This window comes from Cryobacterium sp. Y29 (assembly GCF_002929825.1).
In the GTDB taxonomy this organism is placed as follows: Bacteria; Actinomycetota; Actinomycetes; order Actinomycetales; family Microbacteriaceae; genus Cryobacterium.
The window spans coordinates 24,874-43,895 of the sequence record NZ_PJJN01000025.1 but is presented as its reverse complement, the minus strand read 5'-3'; the positions used below and the strand labels follow the sequence as shown (position 1 = coordinate 43,895).

General features: G+C 64.4%; 18 protein-coding genes. 13 read left to right on the top strand and 5 right to left on the bottom strand.

The features are described 5' to 3' along the window. The first annotated feature begins 137 nt into the window (after window positions 1-137). Both CXY74_RS02395 and CXY74_RS02390 read left to right on the top strand, forming a co-directional pair. Window positions 138-878, top strand: a complete 741-nt coding sequence (locus CXY74_RS02395; protein ID WP_146070034.1) for a hypothetical protein — start codon at window positions 138-140, stop codon at window positions 876-878. Next, window positions 875-2,788 (top strand): hypothetical protein, encoded by a 1,914-nt coding sequence (locus tag CXY74_RS02390; RefSeq protein WP_104198956.1) that lies wholly within the window; start codon window positions 875-877, stop codon window positions 2,786-2,788. The genes CXY74_RS02395 and CXY74_RS02390 overlap by 4 nt, the downstream gene beginning before the upstream one ends. Window positions 2,789-2,815: 27 nt before the next feature. On the opposite strand, the gene CXY74_RS02385 is transcribed toward CXY74_RS02390, so the two are convergent. Next, window positions 2,816-3,751 carry a DNA-processing protein DprA gene (locus tag CXY74_RS02385; protein WP_158252280.1) on the bottom strand — a complete coding sequence of 312 codons (936 nt, stop codon included), beginning with the start codon at window positions 3,749-3,751 and terminating at the stop codon, window positions 2,816-2,818. Between the two features lie 615 nt (window positions 3,752-4,366). Between CXY74_RS02385 and CXY74_RS02380 the strand changes: the two genes are divergently transcribed. From CXY74_RS02380 to CXY74_RS02335, 10 genes are all read left to right on the top strand, one after another. Further along, on the top strand, window positions 4,367-5,551 hold the full coding sequence (locus CXY74_RS02380) for a hypothetical protein (RefSeq protein ID WP_104198954.1): 1,185 nt from the start codon (window positions 4,367-4,369) through the stop codon (window positions 5,549-5,551). A gap of 19 nt (window positions 5,552-5,570) precedes the next feature. After that, a complete protein-coding gene (locus tag CXY74_RS02375) occupies window positions 5,571-5,900 on the top strand; it encodes a pilin (RefSeq protein WP_233193175.1) in 330 nt (109 codons plus the stop codon). 8 nt (window positions 5,901-5,908) lie between these two features. Next, window positions 5,909-6,604 carry a hypothetical protein gene (locus tag CXY74_RS02370; protein WP_104198953.1) on the top strand — a complete coding sequence of 232 codons (696 nt, stop codon included), beginning with the start codon at window positions 5,909-5,911 and terminating at the stop codon, window positions 6,602-6,604. A gap of 11 nt (window positions 6,605-6,615) precedes the next feature. Further along, the gene (locus tag CXY74_RS02365) at window positions 6,616-8,064 is read left to right on the top strand and encodes a hypothetical protein (protein ID WP_104198952.1); all 1,449 of its coding nucleotides are present in this window, start codon (window positions 6,616-6,618) and stop codon (window positions 8,062-8,064) included. Next, window positions 8,061-9,731 carry a hypothetical protein gene (locus tag CXY74_RS02360; protein WP_104198951.1) on the top strand — a complete coding sequence of 557 codons (1,671 nt, stop codon included), beginning with the start codon at window positions 8,061-8,063 and terminating at the stop codon, window positions 9,729-9,731. Before CXY74_RS02365 ends, CXY74_RS02360 begins: the two co-directional genes overlap by 4 nt. After that, window positions 9,728-11,203 (top strand): ATP/GTP-binding protein, encoded by a 1,476-nt coding sequence (locus CXY74_RS02355; RefSeq protein ID WP_104198950.1) that lies wholly within the window; start codon window positions 9,728-9,730, stop codon window positions 11,201-11,203. The genes CXY74_RS02360 and CXY74_RS02355 overlap by 4 nt, the downstream gene beginning before the upstream one ends. A gap of 4 nt (window positions 11,204-11,207) precedes the next feature. Next, entirely contained in the window at window positions 11,208-12,266 is a 1,059-nt protein-coding gene (locus CXY74_RS02350; protein ID WP_233193174.1) for a hypothetical protein, read from the top strand. 267 nt (window positions 12,267-12,533) lie between these two features. Next, complete coding sequence (locus CXY74_RS02345) at window positions 12,534-12,776, top strand: glutaredoxin family protein (RefSeq protein WP_104198949.1); 243 nt, start codon at window positions 12,534-12,536, stop codon at window positions 12,774-12,776. Between the two features lie 387 nt (window positions 12,777-13,163). Beyond that, the gene (locus tag CXY74_RS02340) at window positions 13,164-13,826 is read left to right on the top strand and encodes a hypothetical protein (protein ID WP_104198948.1); all 663 of its coding nucleotides are present in this window, start codon (window positions 13,164-13,166) and stop codon (window positions 13,824-13,826) included. Between the two features lie 162 nt (window positions 13,827-13,988). Beyond that, window positions 13,989-14,390: a hypothetical protein gene (locus CXY74_RS02335; RefSeq protein WP_104198947.1), complete on the top strand. Its 402-nt coding sequence runs from the start codon at window positions 13,989-13,991 to the stop codon at window positions 14,388-14,390. A gap of 74 nt (window positions 14,391-14,464) precedes the next feature. Here CXY74_RS02335 and CXY74_RS17245 read toward each other — a convergent pair whose 3' ends face one another. Beyond that, window positions 14,465-14,707 (bottom strand): hypothetical protein, encoded by a 243-nt coding sequence (locus tag CXY74_RS17245; RefSeq protein WP_146070033.1) that lies wholly within the window; start codon window positions 14,705-14,707, stop codon window positions 14,465-14,467. A 362-nt stretch (window positions 14,708-15,069) separates the two neighbouring features. On the opposite strand from CXY74_RS17245, the gene CXY74_RS02325 reads away from it, so the two are divergent. Continuing rightward, window positions 15,070-15,780 carry an SOS response-associated peptidase gene (locus CXY74_RS02325; RefSeq protein ID WP_104198945.1) on the top strand — a complete coding sequence of 237 codons (711 nt, stop codon included), beginning with the start codon at window positions 15,070-15,072 and terminating at the stop codon, window positions 15,778-15,780. A gap of 86 nt (window positions 15,781-15,866) precedes the next feature. Here CXY74_RS02325 and CXY74_RS02320 read toward each other — a convergent pair whose 3' ends face one another. The 3 genes from CXY74_RS02320 to CXY74_RS02305 form a co-directional block, all read right to left on the bottom strand. Next, window positions 15,867-16,550 carry a hypothetical protein gene (locus CXY74_RS02320; RefSeq protein ID WP_104198944.1) on the bottom strand — a complete coding sequence of 228 codons (684 nt, stop codon included), beginning with the start codon at window positions 16,548-16,550 and terminating at the stop codon, window positions 15,867-15,869. 178 nt (window positions 16,551-16,728) lie between these two features. Then, a complete protein-coding gene (locus CXY74_RS02315; protein WP_255409510.1) occupies window positions 16,729-17,145 on the bottom strand; it encodes a hypothetical protein in 417 nt (138 codons plus the stop codon). An 864-nt stretch (window positions 17,146-18,009) separates the two neighbouring features. Beyond that, on the bottom strand, window positions 18,010-18,915 hold the full coding sequence (locus CXY74_RS02305) for a hypothetical protein (RefSeq protein WP_146070031.1): 906 nt from the start codon (window positions 18,913-18,915) through the stop codon (window positions 18,010-18,012). Between the last annotated feature and the right edge of the window lie 107 nt (window positions 18,916-19,022).

The window sequence follows — 19,022 nt, the reverse complement described above, 5'->3', positions numbered from 1 at the left end:
GTAAGAAAAACGACGAGCAGAAGCGGTGAGGTTGATGAGTTGAAGTCGACGATGTGCGGTGTGGCATGCGGGGCTGTGTCGGTGGCTGGGTGCAGAATCGTGGTGGAAAGCTGAATCTTTGTCAGTTCGGAGGCTGAGTGATGGTGCAGGTGACGGAGCGCGACGAGGCACTTTTGGCGTGGTTGGACGTTGTTCGGCTCGCCGATATGGACGCCGTGCGGTGGGCGTTGGGCGCCCTGTCTGGTGCTGGTGAACCGGTGTCATTGCGCCGGGCGCAGCAGTGGGCGGCGCGGATGATCGGGACTGGATTGCTCGACCGGGGCCGGGTGGCGTATCGGGACGGGTCGATTGTGTGGGCCACGTATCTGGCGATTGGGAAGCCGGCGCCGAATCTGTTTCGGCAGACGACGCGGCACGAGGTAGCGGTCGCGACGGTGTCGGCGCGCTATCTGGCGCAGGGGTTCACGTGGCGGCGGGATCGCAAACCGAACAGCGTGCGCGAGCATCAGGCCGATGGGGTGGCCGAGCGTGACGGGGTTGTCGAGTTGGTGGAGGTGGAGTTGACGCCGAAGACGTGGCAGCGGTATCAGTCGATTTGTCAGAGCCACGCGTATCGCTTGGCGCATGAGGGGATTGATCGGGTGGTGTATTTCTGTACGGCGGACGCTGATCGGGCGGTGACACGGGAGGCTGACAAGCATCTAGTCCGCACAGACCGACCCCGTTTCGTTTCCCAACACTCCCTCGACGCACGCGGGTACTGGATCGGCGCCGAGCTGGGCGCCGGCGCCTACGCGACTGCACACGGACGAGCCGCCCTTGTGGTCGAGCTCGCGAGCACCAGCGCGTGGGGCGAGTCGACGCAGGTCCGAGCATGAGCGACATGGCCGCTCCGGTGGAGACGGACGCCACCAGCGACACGATCGCGCGGCTGCTCGGCGCCGCGTTCGCGGTCGTCATGGTCTTGATTGCGTTGCCGCTAGTCGTGCCGGTTGTGGTGAGCCGGATTGCCGGCGACGTGATTGCGACGAAGACCCGGTTCTGGGTGGTGTGGCGGTGGCAGTGGATATTCAATACCGTCGGCATCCTCCTCGTAGCCGCGCTCCTCACTTGGGAGGCAATCCTGCTGGCGGACTGGATCCGCTCCGGGGCCGCGACCGAGTTCTTTGACGGCGCGGAGTGGTGGGGGCAGCTCTGGCCGATATTTGGTCCGTGGGCGGTGGCGAATTTCTTTGCCGGGGTGCTGTTGCTGCCGGCGGCGTGGTCGTTGCGGCGGCGGAAGATCGCCGAGCAGGTGAGGTCCCGGCGGGTATCGAACGTGGTGCGGCAGGAGAGGATTGAGACCGCACGTAAGCGTGCTGCCGACAGCAGCGTGGCCCGCCGCATCGGAGTGCGCCTCGAGGCCGAGACGGGCCGCATCGTCGGTACCACTCGCCAAGCGGTCACCGTGCCGCTGGCCGTGGGAGATCAGCGGCAGGCGTTCGGGGTGACGAGCCGGGTGACGGTTCGGACCCTCGCTGACCGCTTCTATGACATGCGCCGCGTGCGCGACTGGGTCGATGCCACCGGCAAATATCTGGTGCTGCCGCCGACGGCATCGTCGGTGCGGGCACTGATCATCGCTGAGTCCGGCAGCGGCAAAACCGTCCTGATCAACGGACTCGTGCTGTGTGCATTGGAATACGGGTGGCCCGTGTTCGTGATAGACGCGAAAGGTGACCCGGCTGACGCCGAGAACTTGGTCGCCGTGGCGCAGACTTACGGCCGGACGGCGACAACCGGCGGTACGTGGAATCTGTTCAACGGCACCGGAGACCAGATCACCGCGAAGCTGATGCGGCTGATGCCTGTCCCTGATGGTGCCAACCAGCATTATCTCGATGAGATTCGTGGGGTGCTGCAAATGGTGCAAGGCAGGTCTTCGCTGCGCAGTATCGATGACCTGCGCGAGCGGCTGACCTACCCAGCCCGGTTTGTGGACGTCACAGACGACCTGCCGCTGATCAACAAGCGTGTCGAGCGAGACGGGTCGACCGCGGGAGCACGGGCGTTGCAGAGCCTGCTTGTGGCGCTGCGGCCGATGCAACGCTGGATCGGACAGGACGGCTGGTCCTACGACGCGCCGACAGCTGACGTGACGGTCATTCCGTTGTCGCCGGTCGACGATGCTCAGGCTCGGCTGGGTGATCTGCTCCTGTTGGATTTGCGGAATTTTCTCGCCACCCGGTTGGAACGGCGCGACAAGTCCCCGGTGGTCGTCATCGTTGATGAGTTCCCTCAGCTGGTGACGAGTGCGCAGGACCCGGGTGATACCGCGGGGAGCCTGTTTGAGACGGCGCGCAGCGCAGGCGTCGGCTTAGTCCTCGCGACGCAGAGCCCGGCGGGCCTGTCGAATGATGAGGTCCGACGGCGCCGTGCACTCACGAGTGGGGCGGCGTTGATCTTTGGCCGGTCCAAGGACCCGGAAGATGTGGTGAAGTACGCCGGGACGGTGATGCGGATGGAATCGGCCGGCCGCGCCACCGGCGAGGAGCTTGGCAGCGCCCGGGCCCAACACACCTACGTCATCCCGCCGCAAGATGTGCGCGAAGCGGCGGACGGAGCGTTCTGGATCGTGCAGGGCGGCGCGATCGCTCCGTTCCGAGCACTGCCCAACCGGCAATTGCAGACACCACCATCCGCGCCGGTCACGCCGGTGTTGGTGCCGGCTGATGTTGAGGGTGGTCGGGACGAGGAGGTTGTGCGGCTCGACGTCGTCGAGACGGATGAATCGGGGAGCGCCGCCTGACCGATAAGGGCGGCGTTCCCGCCAGGGTCAGAGTCGGTCGGCGTCGTCAATGGTGGCGACTAAGCGGGCGCCGTAGTGACGGATGATCCAGTCGCATCCCGCAGTGGACACGGTCGAAGTCAACCCGGGCACGGCGCCGCACGGTCGGCCCACTTCGATGGCGGTCACCGCGGTGTTCAGGTCCCCGGACTCGTACTCCGCTTCGACAATGATGGTCTTGGTTGTGAGCGCCGCGAGGAGTCGGTTGCCACGTTGGAACCGCCACGCCGAGGGCGTACGTCCTGGTGGGATCTCACTCACGACGACACCGCGCGTCGCGACTGCGTCGACCAGCTCCGCGGTTTCCGCAGGGAAGGTGTCGCCCATGCCCGCGGGGAGAACAACCATGTTGCGGCCGGCGAATGCCCGACCAGTGGCGAGGGCGGCCGTGTCGATGCCGCGAGCGGCGCCGGAGGCAATCACCCAACCGCGCGCGATTAGACCGGAGGCCAGGTTCACACACACGTGCTTGCCGTACGGGGTCGCGAATTGCGTGCCCGTCAGCGCCACGCTCGGCGCGCTCAAAAGCGAAGCGTCCCCGCGTACCCAGAAAGCGAATGGTCCTGTCTCTCCGAGATCGGCAACGGATGCCGGCCAGTTTGGGTGTGATGGCGTGAGCAGCTCGTACCCGCCTGTGACGGTGAGGCGGATCGCGTCGACGACCCGGTTGACCGAGTACCGAGGCGAGACTGATGCTCGCAGCTGCGCGAGGGTCCCGTCTTGGCTGGCTGCAGTATCGCCGTTCAGGCTGAGGAGGGCGGTCAGGGCTGCTTCGGCCCCATACCGGGCGATGAGTGCGCCGACGTGGGGGTCGCCGGGTTCGGCGATGGTGGCCCAGGCGGTGCGTGCGATGGTGTCGTGGCTGATGGTGCTGCTTATGGTGGTGTCGGTGCTGATGGTGTCGATAACCGCAGCGATGGTCATGATGGTGGCTCCCTCTCCTGGACCGAATATTTTGTTTGCCTTCCGGCGAGAGAAATCGATAGCGAGCGGGAGAGCTGTAGTGCCCAGAATCTCAGGCGAAATAAGGGAGCGTGCGACCGCGTCTGAGAATGTGGGAACGCAGGCGCGAAGCGAGCTACGATGACCGGCCGGAAAGGTCAAACAAGCCCTTGAAAACAGGCCGCGAACGCGGCTCAACATTTGAGGTTCGCAGCGGTGTAGCCGCTTCCACATAGGTCTTTTCCCTTGCGAACTGACTAGCACTTGCCAAGGGAGTAAGCGACTGCTCGGTCCCGGGCCGCTGTTGTGGTCGGGACTTTTTGAGGGTATTTCGTGTCTTCTTGGCGGTGTGTCGCATTCAATGTCGGAGGTGAGCATTACTCTCGACGTAGACGGCAACGATGCCGCACAGAAAGGGAATCGTGACGGTGCACACCCGGTCCGCTCGAACGGATACGACAGCATGGCTGGCAGGAATATGCCCGGCTGTTGCCACAATCCGCCGACGCCCGGCCAGCCCCATGACTGATTCCAATCGCTGTGTCGTTGTGGTGATTGACGAGCACCGTATGGAGTCCTAGAAAGGGAAATTTGCTTGTGTCCAGTCAGAATCAGGCAACAACACAAACCACAAACCAGCACACTGACCCACCCGTAAGTACCGCGTTTCGCGGCGCCTCACGTGCCCAGGGCTACATCGAAGCGGATGCCCCCACCCCCGAACGCCCGGTCGCACCGCTTCCAGAGCAGCTCGCCGTCGACGAGACTGCTGCACCGTCCACCGCGACGCCGCAGCGGCCGGCAGGAAGACCGTCTGAGCCGGCTCTGGACGATCTGTTTGGCAGTTCCGATCACGACCTCGGACTGCTCTCCACAGCCCCGCAAGCGCAGGGTGCACAGCGCGGCCTGCGCGGCGTGCTGTCGCGCCTTGGGTTCTCGATGACGCCGGGGCCGGCGGAGCTGGCCGAGCGCGAACAGACCGAAGCGCTGCGGCGGGATGAGGAAACGATTCGGCAGGCAACATGGACCCGTGCGGTGAGCGTGTTGGTCGCCAACCAGAAGGGCGGCGTCGGGAAGACGCCGTCGGCGATCATCGCCGGCGGAGTGCTCGCCGCCGCCCGCGGCGGATCGGTGTGCATCCTCGAGGTATCCGACGATCCCGGCGCACTGTCTTTCCGGGCGGAGGGGAACCCTGCCCGCGGCATGGGCGAACTCGTCCGCGACGTCGACACGATCAGCAGCGTCGGGCAGCTCGCCGGCTACACAGCCCCGCAAACCTCGTTCGCGTCCGTGATCGGTACCGTCCGTCGCCGGCCGCGCCTCACCCATGACGATGTGGTGGCCGTTGCGGCGGTCGTCGACCAGTACTACGGCATCCGCATTATGGACAGCGGCAACCAGCCCTCCTCGTCCGCATTTCAGGGCGCCGTCCATACCGCCGATGCGTTGGTTATCCCGGTGTTCAACGCCGGGGACGCGGTGTTGGAAGCGGTCGCGCTGCTCGATGTACTCCGGTTGGCCGGCGGCAAGGCCGCGAGCCTGGCCGACCACGCCACGATCCTGCGGCTGACCGACGGCCGGCCGGAGAACAGGCAGGTCGTCGACCGCGTCGACCAGATCATCGCCGACGCTGGCGTCGAGCAGGTGTTCACCATCCCGTATGACCCGCACATCGCCGAGCGCGGGCAGATTACCCTCGATCACCTCGCCCCATCGACGCGGCGGGCGTTTGCCGCAGCGGCCGCGGGCGTCGTGCGCACCCTGCAAGCCACCGTCCGATAGCCGCGAAAGGCGAACCGTCATGCTCACAGAATCCCTGCAGACCCTCGTGGGCACCATCGTGCGCACGATCGACAACCCGCTCGACGGCATCCTGCCGGACTTCACCATCTTCGGGGCGGAATTCACCCTGCTCTGGCAGAAGCTCCTCGCCGGGGTATGGGGGATCGGCATCATCCTGGCGATCGTGTTCCTCATCATCGGCATCATCAAAATGGCCAGCGCATCCAGCGGCGGCAACCCCAACGAATACAAAACCGCCCGCAACCAAGCCATGTGGGCCGGGATCTCCCTCGGGGTGCTCGCCGCCCTCGCCGTGATCGTCGGCGCCATCCTCGCCGTCTTCGGATAGGAGCACTCGTGCACGCGACCGCACCACCCACCCGCCGCACCTGGCCCTGGATCGTCGCCGCCGCCATCCTCATCGGCGCACTCATCATCGCTGGCGCCGTCTACTTCAGCAGCCAACGCGACACCGCCACACCCTCACCCGAGCCGACAACACCGACAGCGAGCAGCACGCCGTCGCCGAGCACCACACCTGTCGACGCGGAGCCGACCGGATGCCTCGGCGGCGAAACACGAGACGCAGCCATGGTCCTCGCCGCCCAGAAAGCCGCGTCGCACACGAGCAGCGGGGCCGTCGAGTACGCCGCCGCCTTCGTACGGTGGCTACACCAGTACCCCTACCCGTCGTCAGACGATGCAGACTCTGTCGCGGCAAGCGCTCTCGCCACTGGTGTTCCGACGAAGGATTTGCGAGAGTTTTTCGCGAACAATCCGAACGTCTCAGGCGGGCTCGTGCCGGACGCGACGGAATACTACCTGTCGACCATTCCTGGTGTGTGGCACATCGAATCGGCGTCGAACGACGAAGTCGTCGCCACGATCGGCACGGGGCTCGTCATACAAGGGGCCATGAGCCCAACGTTGAAAGGATCGATTACCGTGACCGTCCGGTGGGAAAACGGCGCGTGGAAATTTGCGAAGTCTGAAGGGACACGCACGACGGAGGACTTGTTTTCGATCGGTGAACCCTTCACGAGCGGGTGCTGACGATGCTAGGCATGGCGACCACGCCCGGCGATGACCCAGGATTTTTCGGAGATCTCGTGGGCGGCATAGGTAATGCCATCAACGGTGCCGCCGGAGTGGTGTCTTATTGGTCGGACCCGTGGGGAAACACATTCAAGATGCTCCGCGACACGGCGCAGGGGATGAGCCGTGACATCATGCCGGCGCTGACCAGTGCAACGCTGCCGGATCTGACGGCGGATTGGTTCATCAACGCCTACAAGATTAGCTTTGCTACGGCGATCTTCGTCGCCGTGCTGCTGCTGATCCCGCAAGCTGTGCGAACGGCGCGCGGCGCCCAGGCCGGCCGCGATCTGGTCGAGTCCGTCGGACTGTACTTTGGAACCTTCCTTCTCGGTGCCATGTTCGGCCCGATGTTCGGGATCATGCTGATCAACTTCTTCCACTCCCTCACGGACGTCTTCGTCGCAGCCGGCCTGACCGGCACAGCGAATACCGTCACCGGGCAGTTCACCACCATGATTGAGCAGGCCGACCCAGTCGGCATCACCGGCGGGATCGTCATGGGCGTCATCCTGATGATCTGCATGATCCTCGCCCTCTTCCTGGTGCTGCTCATGTTGCTCGTGCAGCTGGTGACCCTCTACTTCACCGGCGTGTTGCTGCCGCTTGGACTGGTGTGGATCATCGACAAAAACAAGCGCTCCTTCGGCTTGAAGATCGCCGCGTTGTGGATTGGGATTCTCGCAGCCCACCCGCTGCTGTTCTTGCTGCTGGGTTTAGCCTTTTCGATGACGGCGAACCAGATCAGCGCGTTCGGCAACAACTTCGGCCTGCAATCGATGGTGTCCCTCATGGTCGCGATCATCGGTCTGCTGATGGCCGCGCTCTCGCCATTGCTGCAGATGAAGTTCGCCCCGATCATTCCGATGGCCTTCGGCGGCACCACCGGTCCATCCGTGGACGTCGGGAAACACATCGGGGCGCAGAACATGACCGAAGCCACCGAACGCTACGGCCAACCCTCCAGCCAGGATCGGACCTCCTCGACGACGACGAAAGAGTCCACGGACTCCACGACCGAGCGCGTCTCAGAGTCCTCGACAGCTCCGGGAAGCCTGTCGGAGGTCATCGGCAACCGCGTTGCTGCTGCCGCAGCGGTCACCGGTGCCTCCGGTGACGGCGCGCCGATCGGCGCCGGCCGGGCAGCGACGGCCACCGCGGGAGCTGCCGGGGCAAGTGCGGCCGCTGGCGGAGCGGCTACCGCGGCTGAGACCGGGCTCGCCGCCGGGACGGCGGAATCAGCGACCGGCGCGGGCGCGGTCGTCGGCGTCCCGACGCTGATCGCGGCGGCGGGGATCGCCGCCGCGCAAAAGAGCGTCGAGGCCGTCGGGAAAGGCATGGACATGGTCCAGACCGCCGGAGAGCAGGCGACGGAGTCGATGGATGACACCCCGACCCTGGGAGGAGATCACACATGATGACGGACCTGCGTAACCGCACGGTTATTCGCTATTTGGGCGGGGAGAGCGGGCACCGCTCCTTCTTCGGCGGCACGCACTCCCGCGCCCGGATCATCTTCCTGGCCTGCTCGCTCGTGTTCGGGATGGTGTTCACCCCACTGATCGGCTGGCCCGCCCTCGCAGCGGCAGCAGTCAGTTGCGGGGTGACGTTCCTCGTCACAGCGAAAACACACCGCGGATCAATCGTCGACCGACGGCGCAAACGATCCCGCTGGAAGAAACGCACCCGGACCGGCACGACCCGGTTCGTGCCCTACGAGGTCGGCGCGTGGGACCAGCTCCAGCAAGCCCTCACCGACGCCCGCGCAGCCGTAGGCACGGCAGCGCGGGAGACTGCCGCGGAGGCGAGCCAGACAGTGGTGGCGATGCGGGCGAACCCGGACGGGTCGGACGGGCTCGGCTGGCTGCAATACGGCCGGGGCGAGCCCGGCATCGCCTGGCACGCCCCGGTCGGGGAGCAAAGCTACCTGTCAGTGACGTTCACCGTCAGCGGTCAGCTGCGCGGGATCGAATCGGCCAGCGTCATGGCGCGCGCCGCCCACGGCTGGGGCGCGTTCCTCGCCGCCCGCGCCGTCCCCTCCGTCCTCGTCCAGGACGTGCAAATCACCACGCGGGTATTGCCGGCCGATACCGCATTGCAGGAATTCTGGGTGCTCAATAACCTCGACCCGGCGGCGCCGGTCGACGCGGTCGCCTCCTACGAGGAGGTACTACGCCTGACCGGGAACGACGCGATGGTGCAACGCCACTTCGTCACCGTCAACTGGCCGCTCACACCGTCATTTTTTGACGCCGCTGCCAAGTATGGCGACGGCCGAGACGGATGGCGGGCGTTGATGCGGCAAGAGATCGCCTCGACCAAACGTGGTTTGACGGAGTCAAAAATCGGCCGTGTGGAGGTGCTCACGGCGCGGCAGGTAGCGGCGGTGGTGCGGCATCAACAGAACCCGTCGCGTCCGATCGACTTCGTCGCCGACGTGCACCCGAACCGGGTCGGCGAACCCGCCGAAGAAGAATTCTCCGCGCACATCGTCGACGGCATCGACCCGCTCACCGGGCTGCCGGTGCGGTGGTGGCATCGCACCGCCGCGATCCGTGCCGAAGCCCTCGCGACTGCGGCGCGCACGCAGCTGTGGGTGTTGGATCTGCTGATCGGGAAGGACATCCAGTTCATCCGCTCGGTCAGCTTTCACCTGCATCTGGTGCCGGCGTCGGAGGCGAAAGTCGCCGCCCGGCAAGACCTGGTCCGCGACACCGCCGAAGCTCTCTCCCGCCGGGAGGCGGGGCAGCTGGACACGGACGATACCGACGTGCACATGACGGCCGCCCGCCGTCGCCGGCAAGACCTTGTCTCCGGGTCGCAGCACCACGGCGCCGTCTGGATTGGCTTCGTGACCATCTCCGTCCGGAGTCGGGAGGAGTTGGCGCGAGCATCGCGGCAGCTCGAGGAGACCTGCTCCACAGGCCTGGGCATTGAGAGCCTGGACTGGCTCGATTCGTATCAGGCCGCCGCGTCCGGTACGACGTGGCCGATCGGCCGTGGCCTGGTCGCGTCGGCGCCGTCGTTCTCTGCCCGCGTCTACAGCCGCCTGGCCGGCAAATCCGACAAGGAGGCCCTCACATGACCGCACCTAACGACACCAGCTCCTCCCGCTCGAGATTGTGGGCGCTGCCGGTGCTGCGCCGCTTCGCGCCGCCCGTCGAAGTGCCCGACGACGAGACCGGTGGGATTGACGCGGCCGGTAGACGGGGTGCGGTTGAGATTGTGCCGTGGGCGCTGCCGGGCACGCCGCTGCGTACTCAGGCGGCCGCGGCGCGGCGCGGTTTCTACGCGCCGGCGCTGGCTGGCGCACCCACGACGACACGGCAAGCCGAGATCCTCAACACCGCTCTGATCGGCCCGCCGACCGGTACCCGCGGCGTGGTCAATGGGCGGGACGTGTTGTCGCGGACGACGATCTCCCACGACCCCGTCACCGCCTACAACTCGGAGCCGCGGGAGGTGTCGAGCCCGAACGTGATCGTGATGGGCGACGTCGGCGCCGGCAAAAGCTCCCACACCAAATGCAACTACGTCGTCCGCCCCCTGCTGCTCCAGGGCCGCCGCGGGGTGGTGTTCGACAAAAAAGACCAAAACGGGGAGGGCGAATACTCCAACGTCGTGCGGCACTACGGGTTTGAACCAATCCGGTTCACCACCGACGGCACTGGCACCACCCTGAACCTGCTCGATCCGATGATCGCCCGCGGCACCGGCGTCAAAGGGCAGACACGGCTGCTGAACATCGTTACCCGCATCGCCCGCGGCGATCAGCCCCTCAGCGAATGGGAAGAAGAAGCCCTCCGCGCGGCGCTGCGCCGCACCGTCAGCCAGGCCCACGGGCGGGCGCCGGTGCTCGCCGACGTGCTGCCGAACCTCGGCCTCGTCGTCGACGATGACGACTACCGCACCCTGTCGGTCACCGCCCGCGACGACCTCCACAAGGCCGGCTTGTCGGTGAAGTGGACGTTGAACGGGCTGCTCGACGAATACGCCGGCCTTCTCGACGGCGAAACCTCCTCGACAGTGGACCTCAGCGGCAAGCTGACATCGTTTGATATCTCTCAGCTGCCTGATGACGGCCCGGCGGTGCCGGTCGTGATGGCGATAGGGAACATGTGGATGCTGGGCCGGCTGCGCAGCGAACGCACCTCGGCGACCACCGTCGTCTATGAGGAGGGTTGGCACATGATTGGCGGGCCGTCGGCACAGCTGATCAAAGCCAACCAAAAACTCTCCCGGGGCCTGGGTATCTCGAACGTGTTCGTGATGCACAAAGGCACCGACATTCCGAAGGACTCACCCGGCATGGCCATCATCCAGGAAGCACAAACCGTCATCGTCTACCGGCAGTCCCGGCCCGAAGACGCCCTCTGGTGCCAGCAAACCTTTGGGTTCGCTCCGGAGACGGCGCGAACCATTGAGACGCTGGCGGATGGGCATTACATCTTCAAGTTCGGGTCTCACCCGGAAGCGCATGTGGAGCACATCCGCTCCGAGTGGGAGCGGCAGCTGACCAACACCGACGAGGGCCTGTCCGTCGGCACCATTTTCTAACATCATGGGCCTGGTCAAACTGCTCGCCGCCAGCGTCACCGGCCTGCTCCTGACCGTCGGCGGCACCGTCGCCCTCTCCTCCGGCACCGGCATCACCTGCGGTCTGACCGCGGCCAGCCGAGCGGATGCCACCCAGCACCCGGCTGTCGCCGGGTATAGCGGCGACCAGCTCGCCAACGCCGCCGACATCATCAACGCCGGCGCCCAGCTCGGCCTCACTGCCCAGGCGCAAACTCTCGGGGTGATGACGGCGATGGGGGAGTCCAGCCTGGTCAACCTCGACCACGGCGACACGGCCGGGCCCGACAGCCGCGGCCTGTTCCAGCAACGCGCCACCTGGGGATCCCTCGCGGAGCGGATGGACCCCGCTACCTCGGCCCGGCTGTTCTTCCAACGCCTCACCGCGCTGACCGGGTGGGAGAAGATGACGCCGTCGGCGGCAGCATCCGCTGTGCAGATCAACGCCGACCCGGAACATTACGCACCGTTCTTCGTACCGGCGACCGACGTCGTCACCGCGCTGACCGCCAGTGCCGCCGGCGCGTGCGGGGTCGGCGGGGATGCGGTCGCTCTGGCGCAGCAGCTCGTCACCGCTGCCGACAACGGGCAGCTGCGCGGCCTGGTCCCTGACCATCTGAAGGAGATCCGGTGGATCGCCAGTGGGCAGACCGTGCCGGACTGCGGGATTGACACCCGCATCCTGCAGGTGATGGTCCTGGCTGTGAACCAGTTTCACCAGGTCGGTGTCAGCGACATCAACCGCAAATGCACCGGGCAACTCCTCGGCGCCGGCACCCAATCGTCGCACTGGATCAATGGCGGTGGAGGCGCCGTTGACTTCTACTCCCTCGGCGGTCGCAGCCTTACCGGGGCCGACGGCCAGTCCCTGCGTCTGATCGGACTGCTCGACCCGGTCATGCCCACCGGGGCACGGATCGGGCAGGCAGACTGCCGGCGGGAGGCGGGCATCAACATGGCGCTGGTGCACTTCACCCAGTTTGATGACACTTGCAATCACCTGCACCTCGATGTCGCGTTCACCGATGATCCGATGATCCGATGACCGTTGGATAACAGCGCAGCCCCACCCACGTCACGGGTTGTGTCTGTTCGTTCGAGGAGCCTGCTGGCTCGGGCTGGCGCTGACCAACGTGCGCACGGTGTGCCGCCCGGTGTGACAACTGGGCTCGGCGTTCCCTCCGGTCGCTTATTTCCTCACCCACTGGCCCCACCGGTCGGTCCCGCACTTATGGTCGTTTCCTCCCGGGCACAGCGAATCTCCGCTACCGAACAGCACCACCCCGACAGCGTGAGTGAAAGGAGCCCCGCGATGAACGAAACAGTCGGCGTCATCGTCTACACGAAACCGAACTGCCAGCCGTGCCGGATGACGAGGCTCGCCCTCGACAAGCAGGGCATCAGCTACACCGTCGTCGACCTCACCGAAACATCCGCCGCCCTCACCTACGTGCAAGACGAACTCGGCTACAGCAGCGCTCCCATCGTCGTCATCGACGACCACAACCACTGGGCCGGCTTCCGCCCCGACCTCATCGCCAAAATCGGACACTAACCACCGGGTCGATCGACGAGGCCCGCGGCAACAGGGCCACGCGTCTGGGAGGGAAGTGACCAGGAGCGCCGCGGGGAGCGACCAGCAGGGTGATCACCGCTCGATGCGGGAGCTCGTCAACCTCGGCGACGCTGGCTAACACGAGATGCAACCCCGTGCGGTACCGGGGGAGATCTGCGGGTCCTTGGACCGCTGCGCGGACGCCTTTGTCGTTTTTTTGTCTGTCTGGCCGGTCATCGTAGTTCGCTTCCGTGCCTCCGTGCCCACCTGCTCGGGCGCGGTCGCAAGCTCCCTTATTTCCCCCGACCAGCCGTGCACTCCGGCACTCCCGCTCTCTATCGATTCTCTTGCCAGCCAGGCAAAAAAATCAGTTGAGCGGAGAGAATCATGCCCCAATTCCCCGTCACCACCCGTCCCGAACGCACCAGCGATGACATAGCAGCCGACCGTAAAGCAGCAAACGCATTCTTCGCCCGATACGCGCCCCTCGGCACCGGCAAAAGCCAGCGCGACAAAGACGCCCTCATCCGCTTCTACAGCTACGACTGGAACCTCATCTGCTGCGTCATCGAAGCCAGCGAGTGGTCTCGAACCCACGGCGACGACACCGTCGCACACCGCGCCGCACGACGAGCTGCACGGGCCGCCCAAGCAGCCCTGAACGACTTTCCCACACGCGACGATTCCCGGCTCCGCCCGTATGCGCACGCCACGACCGCAAAGCGGATGCCGCCTCAGGGCGTGACGCCCCGCCCGGTGAGTGAACGCCTCACGGCCCGAGGACAAGCCGATCGCTTCTGGACGCTGTGCCTCAACCCGACCGCCAAGTTTCGTGCCGCCGTCCTCCACGACGCCGACCAGCCCTTCAGCCAGTGGTTGCTCCTGCACCCCAGCTATGGGCCACTGCACGACGCGCCCGACGGATACTCCGGGACGCTTCGACTGCCCAAGTCGCAACGATTCGTGCCCGGCTCGATCCGACCCGCCGGAATTAGCTACGACCGTGCACTGGAAATCGCCCTCGCCGCCCTCGACAACACCAGCCACTAAATCGGGTGAGACCGCCCCCGTCGACGGTCTCACCCGGTGAGGGGGAACATCCCCCTCACACACCCCCAACCGCGCGACGTTATCCACAGATCGCCCTGATTGCCGGCGGCCGCCGCCTTCCGCGAAGTAGCGTCAAGGCCACCCCGTCGCGAAAGGACCATCATGCGTTTTCTCAAACTGGCCGTCACCACCTACGGACACGACCGCTCCCGGCCTATCATCGGCGCCGACGACGTATGGATCAACCTCGACCACGTCGTCTCGATCGAAGAACAGCTCGACAGCAACACCTTCGCAGACGCTGTCCGCGAGGGAATCGCACCGGAAGAGCACTACCCCTGCGTCGAGCTCACCACCTCAAACGGGAGCACACACCTCGTGTCGCTCGGCGTGTACCCCGACCAAGCCGGCGGTTTCGCTGCCCTGACCCGATTCATGCCCCTGCTCCTCGGTAGCGGTAGCGGTAGCGGTAGCGGTAGCGGTAGCGACAGCGGCAGCGACGATGACGCCCAGCTCGCGGGCCTCATCGTGGAGGCACCGTCGGTCCGGGCGTTTCGACCGTAGAAGAAGTGGCTTATGAGGTCGCCGAATATCCGATGACTGCTGTCAGTATTACGGACATAGGTGGAGACCTAACGCTACGAAGTTATCTGGTGACCCCCGGCGAAGTCTGGACCTAGACCGGTCCGGAAATCCACGACTGTTCCTCGATCGATGCCGTCCATCGACGTCTGCGAACCGAGCATGGAGCACCAGCGCTCGACGGCGCGGGCGATTTCTTCGGCGGAGAGGCCAGGGATGATGAGGGCGAGCTCCTCGGATCGGCCCTTGCGCCGTTCATTGGCCTGATAGTCACTGTCGGTTTTGTAGTCGAAGCTCATCTCTACAGAGGAGTGGCATGCGCCGCCACCAACCTCGGAAAGCACACCCCCCCCCCCCTGCCACAACCCATCCCCAATCGACTCGCAGACCTCATCGCCGTCTTGGCACAGAGCAGAGCCCTCGACGCCTAAGCCCGCGCAGGACAGCGCCCCACAATCAACGCCTCTGGCCGTCCACTTTCCCGACAGTTTGTCCCAGCGCGCGGCCCAGATTCCTAGAGTGAAATACCCGGAGATGATCGCCCCTATCCGCGGCAATGCTCTCGCAGGGACGCGCCGAACTGGCTTCGTGGCCTGCAAAACACGGGAGTGCATTGCACGGGGGCTGGGCAGCAGCGGTTGACTGGCTGTAACGTCGCAGCATGTGCGGCAGACTTGTTGTCTCAAATACAACCAGCGAACTCTTTAGCGTCTTCGACGCGACCGGGGGAGACTTGCACGACTGGCAGCCCAGCTGGAATATCAAGCCAACCGAAACGGTCCCCGTCGTGATCCGTTCTACTGCAGGCGGTGATGAAGCCGTACGCCGGCTGGAGCCGGCACGGTGGTCCCTCACTCCGTCCTGGTCGAAAGAACTCAAAACCAAGTTCCCGACATTCAATGCCAGGGCAGAAGGCATCACTGATAAGGCGACGTGGCGCGGCCCCATCAAAACGCACCGCGCCCTCGTGCCGGCGACGGGCTATTACGAGTGGCAGACCGACCCCACCACGAAGAAGAAGACCCCGTTCTACATCCACCACCCCGATGATGAGCTCCTGGCCTTCGCCGGCTTGTATTCCTGGTGGAAAGATCACTCGAAAGCTGACGACGATCCGACCCTCTGGACTCTCACTGCCACCATCCTCACCTCGAGCGCCATTGACGAGCTCCTCCACATTCACGACCGGAACCCTGTGCCGCTCCCGAAGGACTGGTGGGATGACTGGCTGAACCCCGAGCTGATCGGCGACCAACACTTCGTCGACGCAGCCGTACAAGCGGCGCTACCCGTCGCGGCAGCACTCGAAATCGTTCGGGTCTCACCCCTCTCCGCACAAGGAGACGGGCCAGAGCTCACCCGGGCAACGTAGAAGACCCAGCAGATCACGGAGTGAAAATGACTCTTCGAGGCTGCGGCGATGAGGAACGGGTTCCTGAGCTGGATTCCTGCTTGTGGTCAGGTGTTGCCAAGCATGTCGATCGCTGCAGCCCAGGGATAACCCTCGATGGCTTTCTCAAAAGTCGGTGCCGCTACCCGCTCAGCAAACACCTTTTTCGCGGTCATGTCGAATAAGTGCACTGCGCACATATTGGACGCCGGCTCGATGAAGAACTCTAAGGGCACGGCGTGGTCGTCAATGGATCCAAACACAACCGCGCCGAATGGCCCGGCCGGCTGCGCCATGGACGTTACGAACTCGGCGCCGCTGTGAGCCAGTTGAGCGTTGATGAGTGCGACGAGCGGTTCTGTGTCCCGAATGGTCACCACGTTCACCTGGTGCCGCTGGGGAGGAATATTGCTGGTGGCGCTCTGGCTTGCTGTTGCGCTCTCGACGGCTGAGGCCCACACCCATGTGCGGTGAATGCCGCTGCCCTCCCATTCGACGTACACAGCCCGTGGAGTCCACGCCAGGGCTAAGCCATGCACCTGGTCGGCGGTGGCCGGGTACCTCACCCACGCGCGTACCGGGGTGGGGGCGCTAGCTAGGACTGCCGGCAGTCCACCCAGCTCAGCGTCGGTGAGGCTATAGGGACGCAGAACAAACGCGCCCCCGCGATCAGGCTCAACCTGCTTAAGGGTGTCGGCGCGCACCGTCCGGTGCTGGCTCTGGTCGCTGAGAGGCGTCTCGTTCGGTCCCATGAAGCTAGTAAAACATGGGCCTCAGACAGTCCGATTGGCTATGACCCTACGGCGCGGTGCACACACGACGCACCGCAACGTCTGAGTAACGGTCGCCCACGTCGGCCTTCTCGGCGGGTGAATTGCCGCCGTGCAGATGCTCCCTAAGTGGAAGTTGTGTGCTGACACTCGCCCAACATCACGCCGAAATAGCGTCGTCGAGCACACCGTCGGCGTCGGACATGTCGGTGACGACGGCGTACTTCAGGTCCGTCAGCCCGAGGCGCTCAGCCACGGTCGTGAAGTCCAGCTGGCCTGCGATCGTCCTCGGCTCTTGGAACCCACCAAGAAGTGCTGTGTTGGTCGTGCCCTTGGTTTCGAACCCGGTGTAGCGACCACCGTCGGGTAGCTCGACCATGCCGGCCCAGTCAGGGTCGTATTTCCCGAATGGCGTTGGCACGGTGAAGCTCGACGGCAGCTTGACGAAGGCCTTGACGTCCTCCCGATGCAGGAGATCGAGCGCGAATTTCCTTTCGACGTGTTTCGAATCGACGACGTGAGCGTACGGCGACTTCGCTCCGAAGTCGACCGCGGTGCCGTCCTCGTCCGCGACGATGTTTCCGCCTGGCCGACGTACCCGTGAAGATCCTCTTGCTCCAGGAGAGTGAGCGGATACCAGCGCTCATGTTCAGGACGCTTATCTGCGACCAGGTCATATTGAAGCCCGTTTACAAGGAACTGCTCCTTGGTCCCATTGAGCAGTCGCGAAACGCGATCGACGCACGCCTGCGGGTTTTGACGAAACTGCTCTGCCGTCCGAGACTCCGTCAGCACATGGGCGAATACGATCATGCTCGTGTCCGTTTGTGCGAGAAGTCCGGCTGATTCCTTGTTGGGTTGGATTTCGCGAACATCGGTGATGGCGGCGAGTAGTTGGATATACGCGGCGGTCGGTTCAGCTCGTTGATCCGCATTTGCGTTGGCTCGTTGCTGGACGAGTGCTATGACCGTACTAATAAACCCTGCACCGGCAATACTCACTACAAGATGGTGGGTGTCTTTGTGGGTGTCGACCCCGGCGAAGATAATGTTTGACGCCGGGACCGCGATGGCGATTTGTGGCGCTTCAAGAATTGCAACTGTCATGACTTCGTTCCCGTTTCCACGTTGAAGGGATATCGCCGTGGGTCGGGAAGGCAGACAGCACAGAGGTGAGGCTGGTGGCTAGGCTGCTATCAAGTCATGTCGCCCCGATCAAGCGGCATTAGCAGCTCTGGTGCGGCGGACAGATCCACTCAAAGACAACCTCGAAAGGTGTCGGTGGAATTTTGAGTCAGCCCGCGCCAGAGCCACGTCCAGTATCTCTGTGGAGTTTCTCGACACCGTGCAGGTCAGTGTTTTTGATAATGCCGCAGTGAGTTCGGGAACGGGAATCACCCCCGTGAGGATGCTGGTGTCGACGGTTCCGATGGCGTCGCGGCTATCCGCGGCGTCCGAGGAGCATGACCGGCTGCGAGTTCCTGGCGGTATCTCGGAGCTCCTTGGCGAATGCCTCGGTGGGGGAGTAGCCCCCGGATAATTGGATGAGGAAATCCCGAGCCACGGATAGTTTTGCGGGCGCTTGGTGTGCATTCTTCCACCGCTCTGTCGCGGCTAGGTCGGTCGCGACTTCGGTGAGGTTCTCGGAGATCTCCTGGAACTTCAGCTGGCTGTTGAGCGCGGCGTTTTCTGCTGCGACGCGGATAGCGTGGTTGATGAGGGTGTCGTCGTCGGAGGGCTGGCGGAGTGGGGCAATTAGCTTCGCAGCTTTCATTTTGCGTGTCCTCGGTGGGGTTCGACGAAAAGCCTCCATCTTTTCAAGCTCTTCGGTGAGTTCCGCTGCGCGAGCGAGGCGGGCTGTCAGGTTGTCGCCCCGGTCATCTTCTTCTTTTGCGCGCCAAGTGTTGCGGAGGTCGGATGCTGTGGTGAACCAGCTAGCTTCAATCATGTAAAGGTATACGGACCCGTCATGGACCCAGCGGATGAACAGTCCGCTGAGTGCGCCGTTGTGGGTGTTCAGTGCCTGAAGCTTTTTCGGCAACGCAGCAAGGTCGACCGCATCATCGTCCTCATCGTCCTCGAGAAATTCCTCCAGATTGAAGACAAGTGGCTCGACAGAGATAAAGGGCGCTTCCATGGCGTGCGCGAGGTCCAAGACGTCATCCAGAGAGACTTTGTCTTCGTCGAACCACACTGATGGGGACGCGGTGAAAGTCGCGTCGACGATCCGCAGGCTGCGCCCTGCCGCCCCTGCGATGGTCTGCGCCAGGCGTTCTTCCACAGTCAGTTTCAATTCGGCCGCTGTGTAACGAGACGTGGGGTAAGGCGAGGGCTGAGTGTCATCCATATCGCGACCATACCGGTTGCGGCAGACGGCCCTCGTTCAGCCCGTCAGTCATAGGGATCCACGTACCGAGTGCAGGCCGGATACGATGTGACCCGCTAAATGGGGCC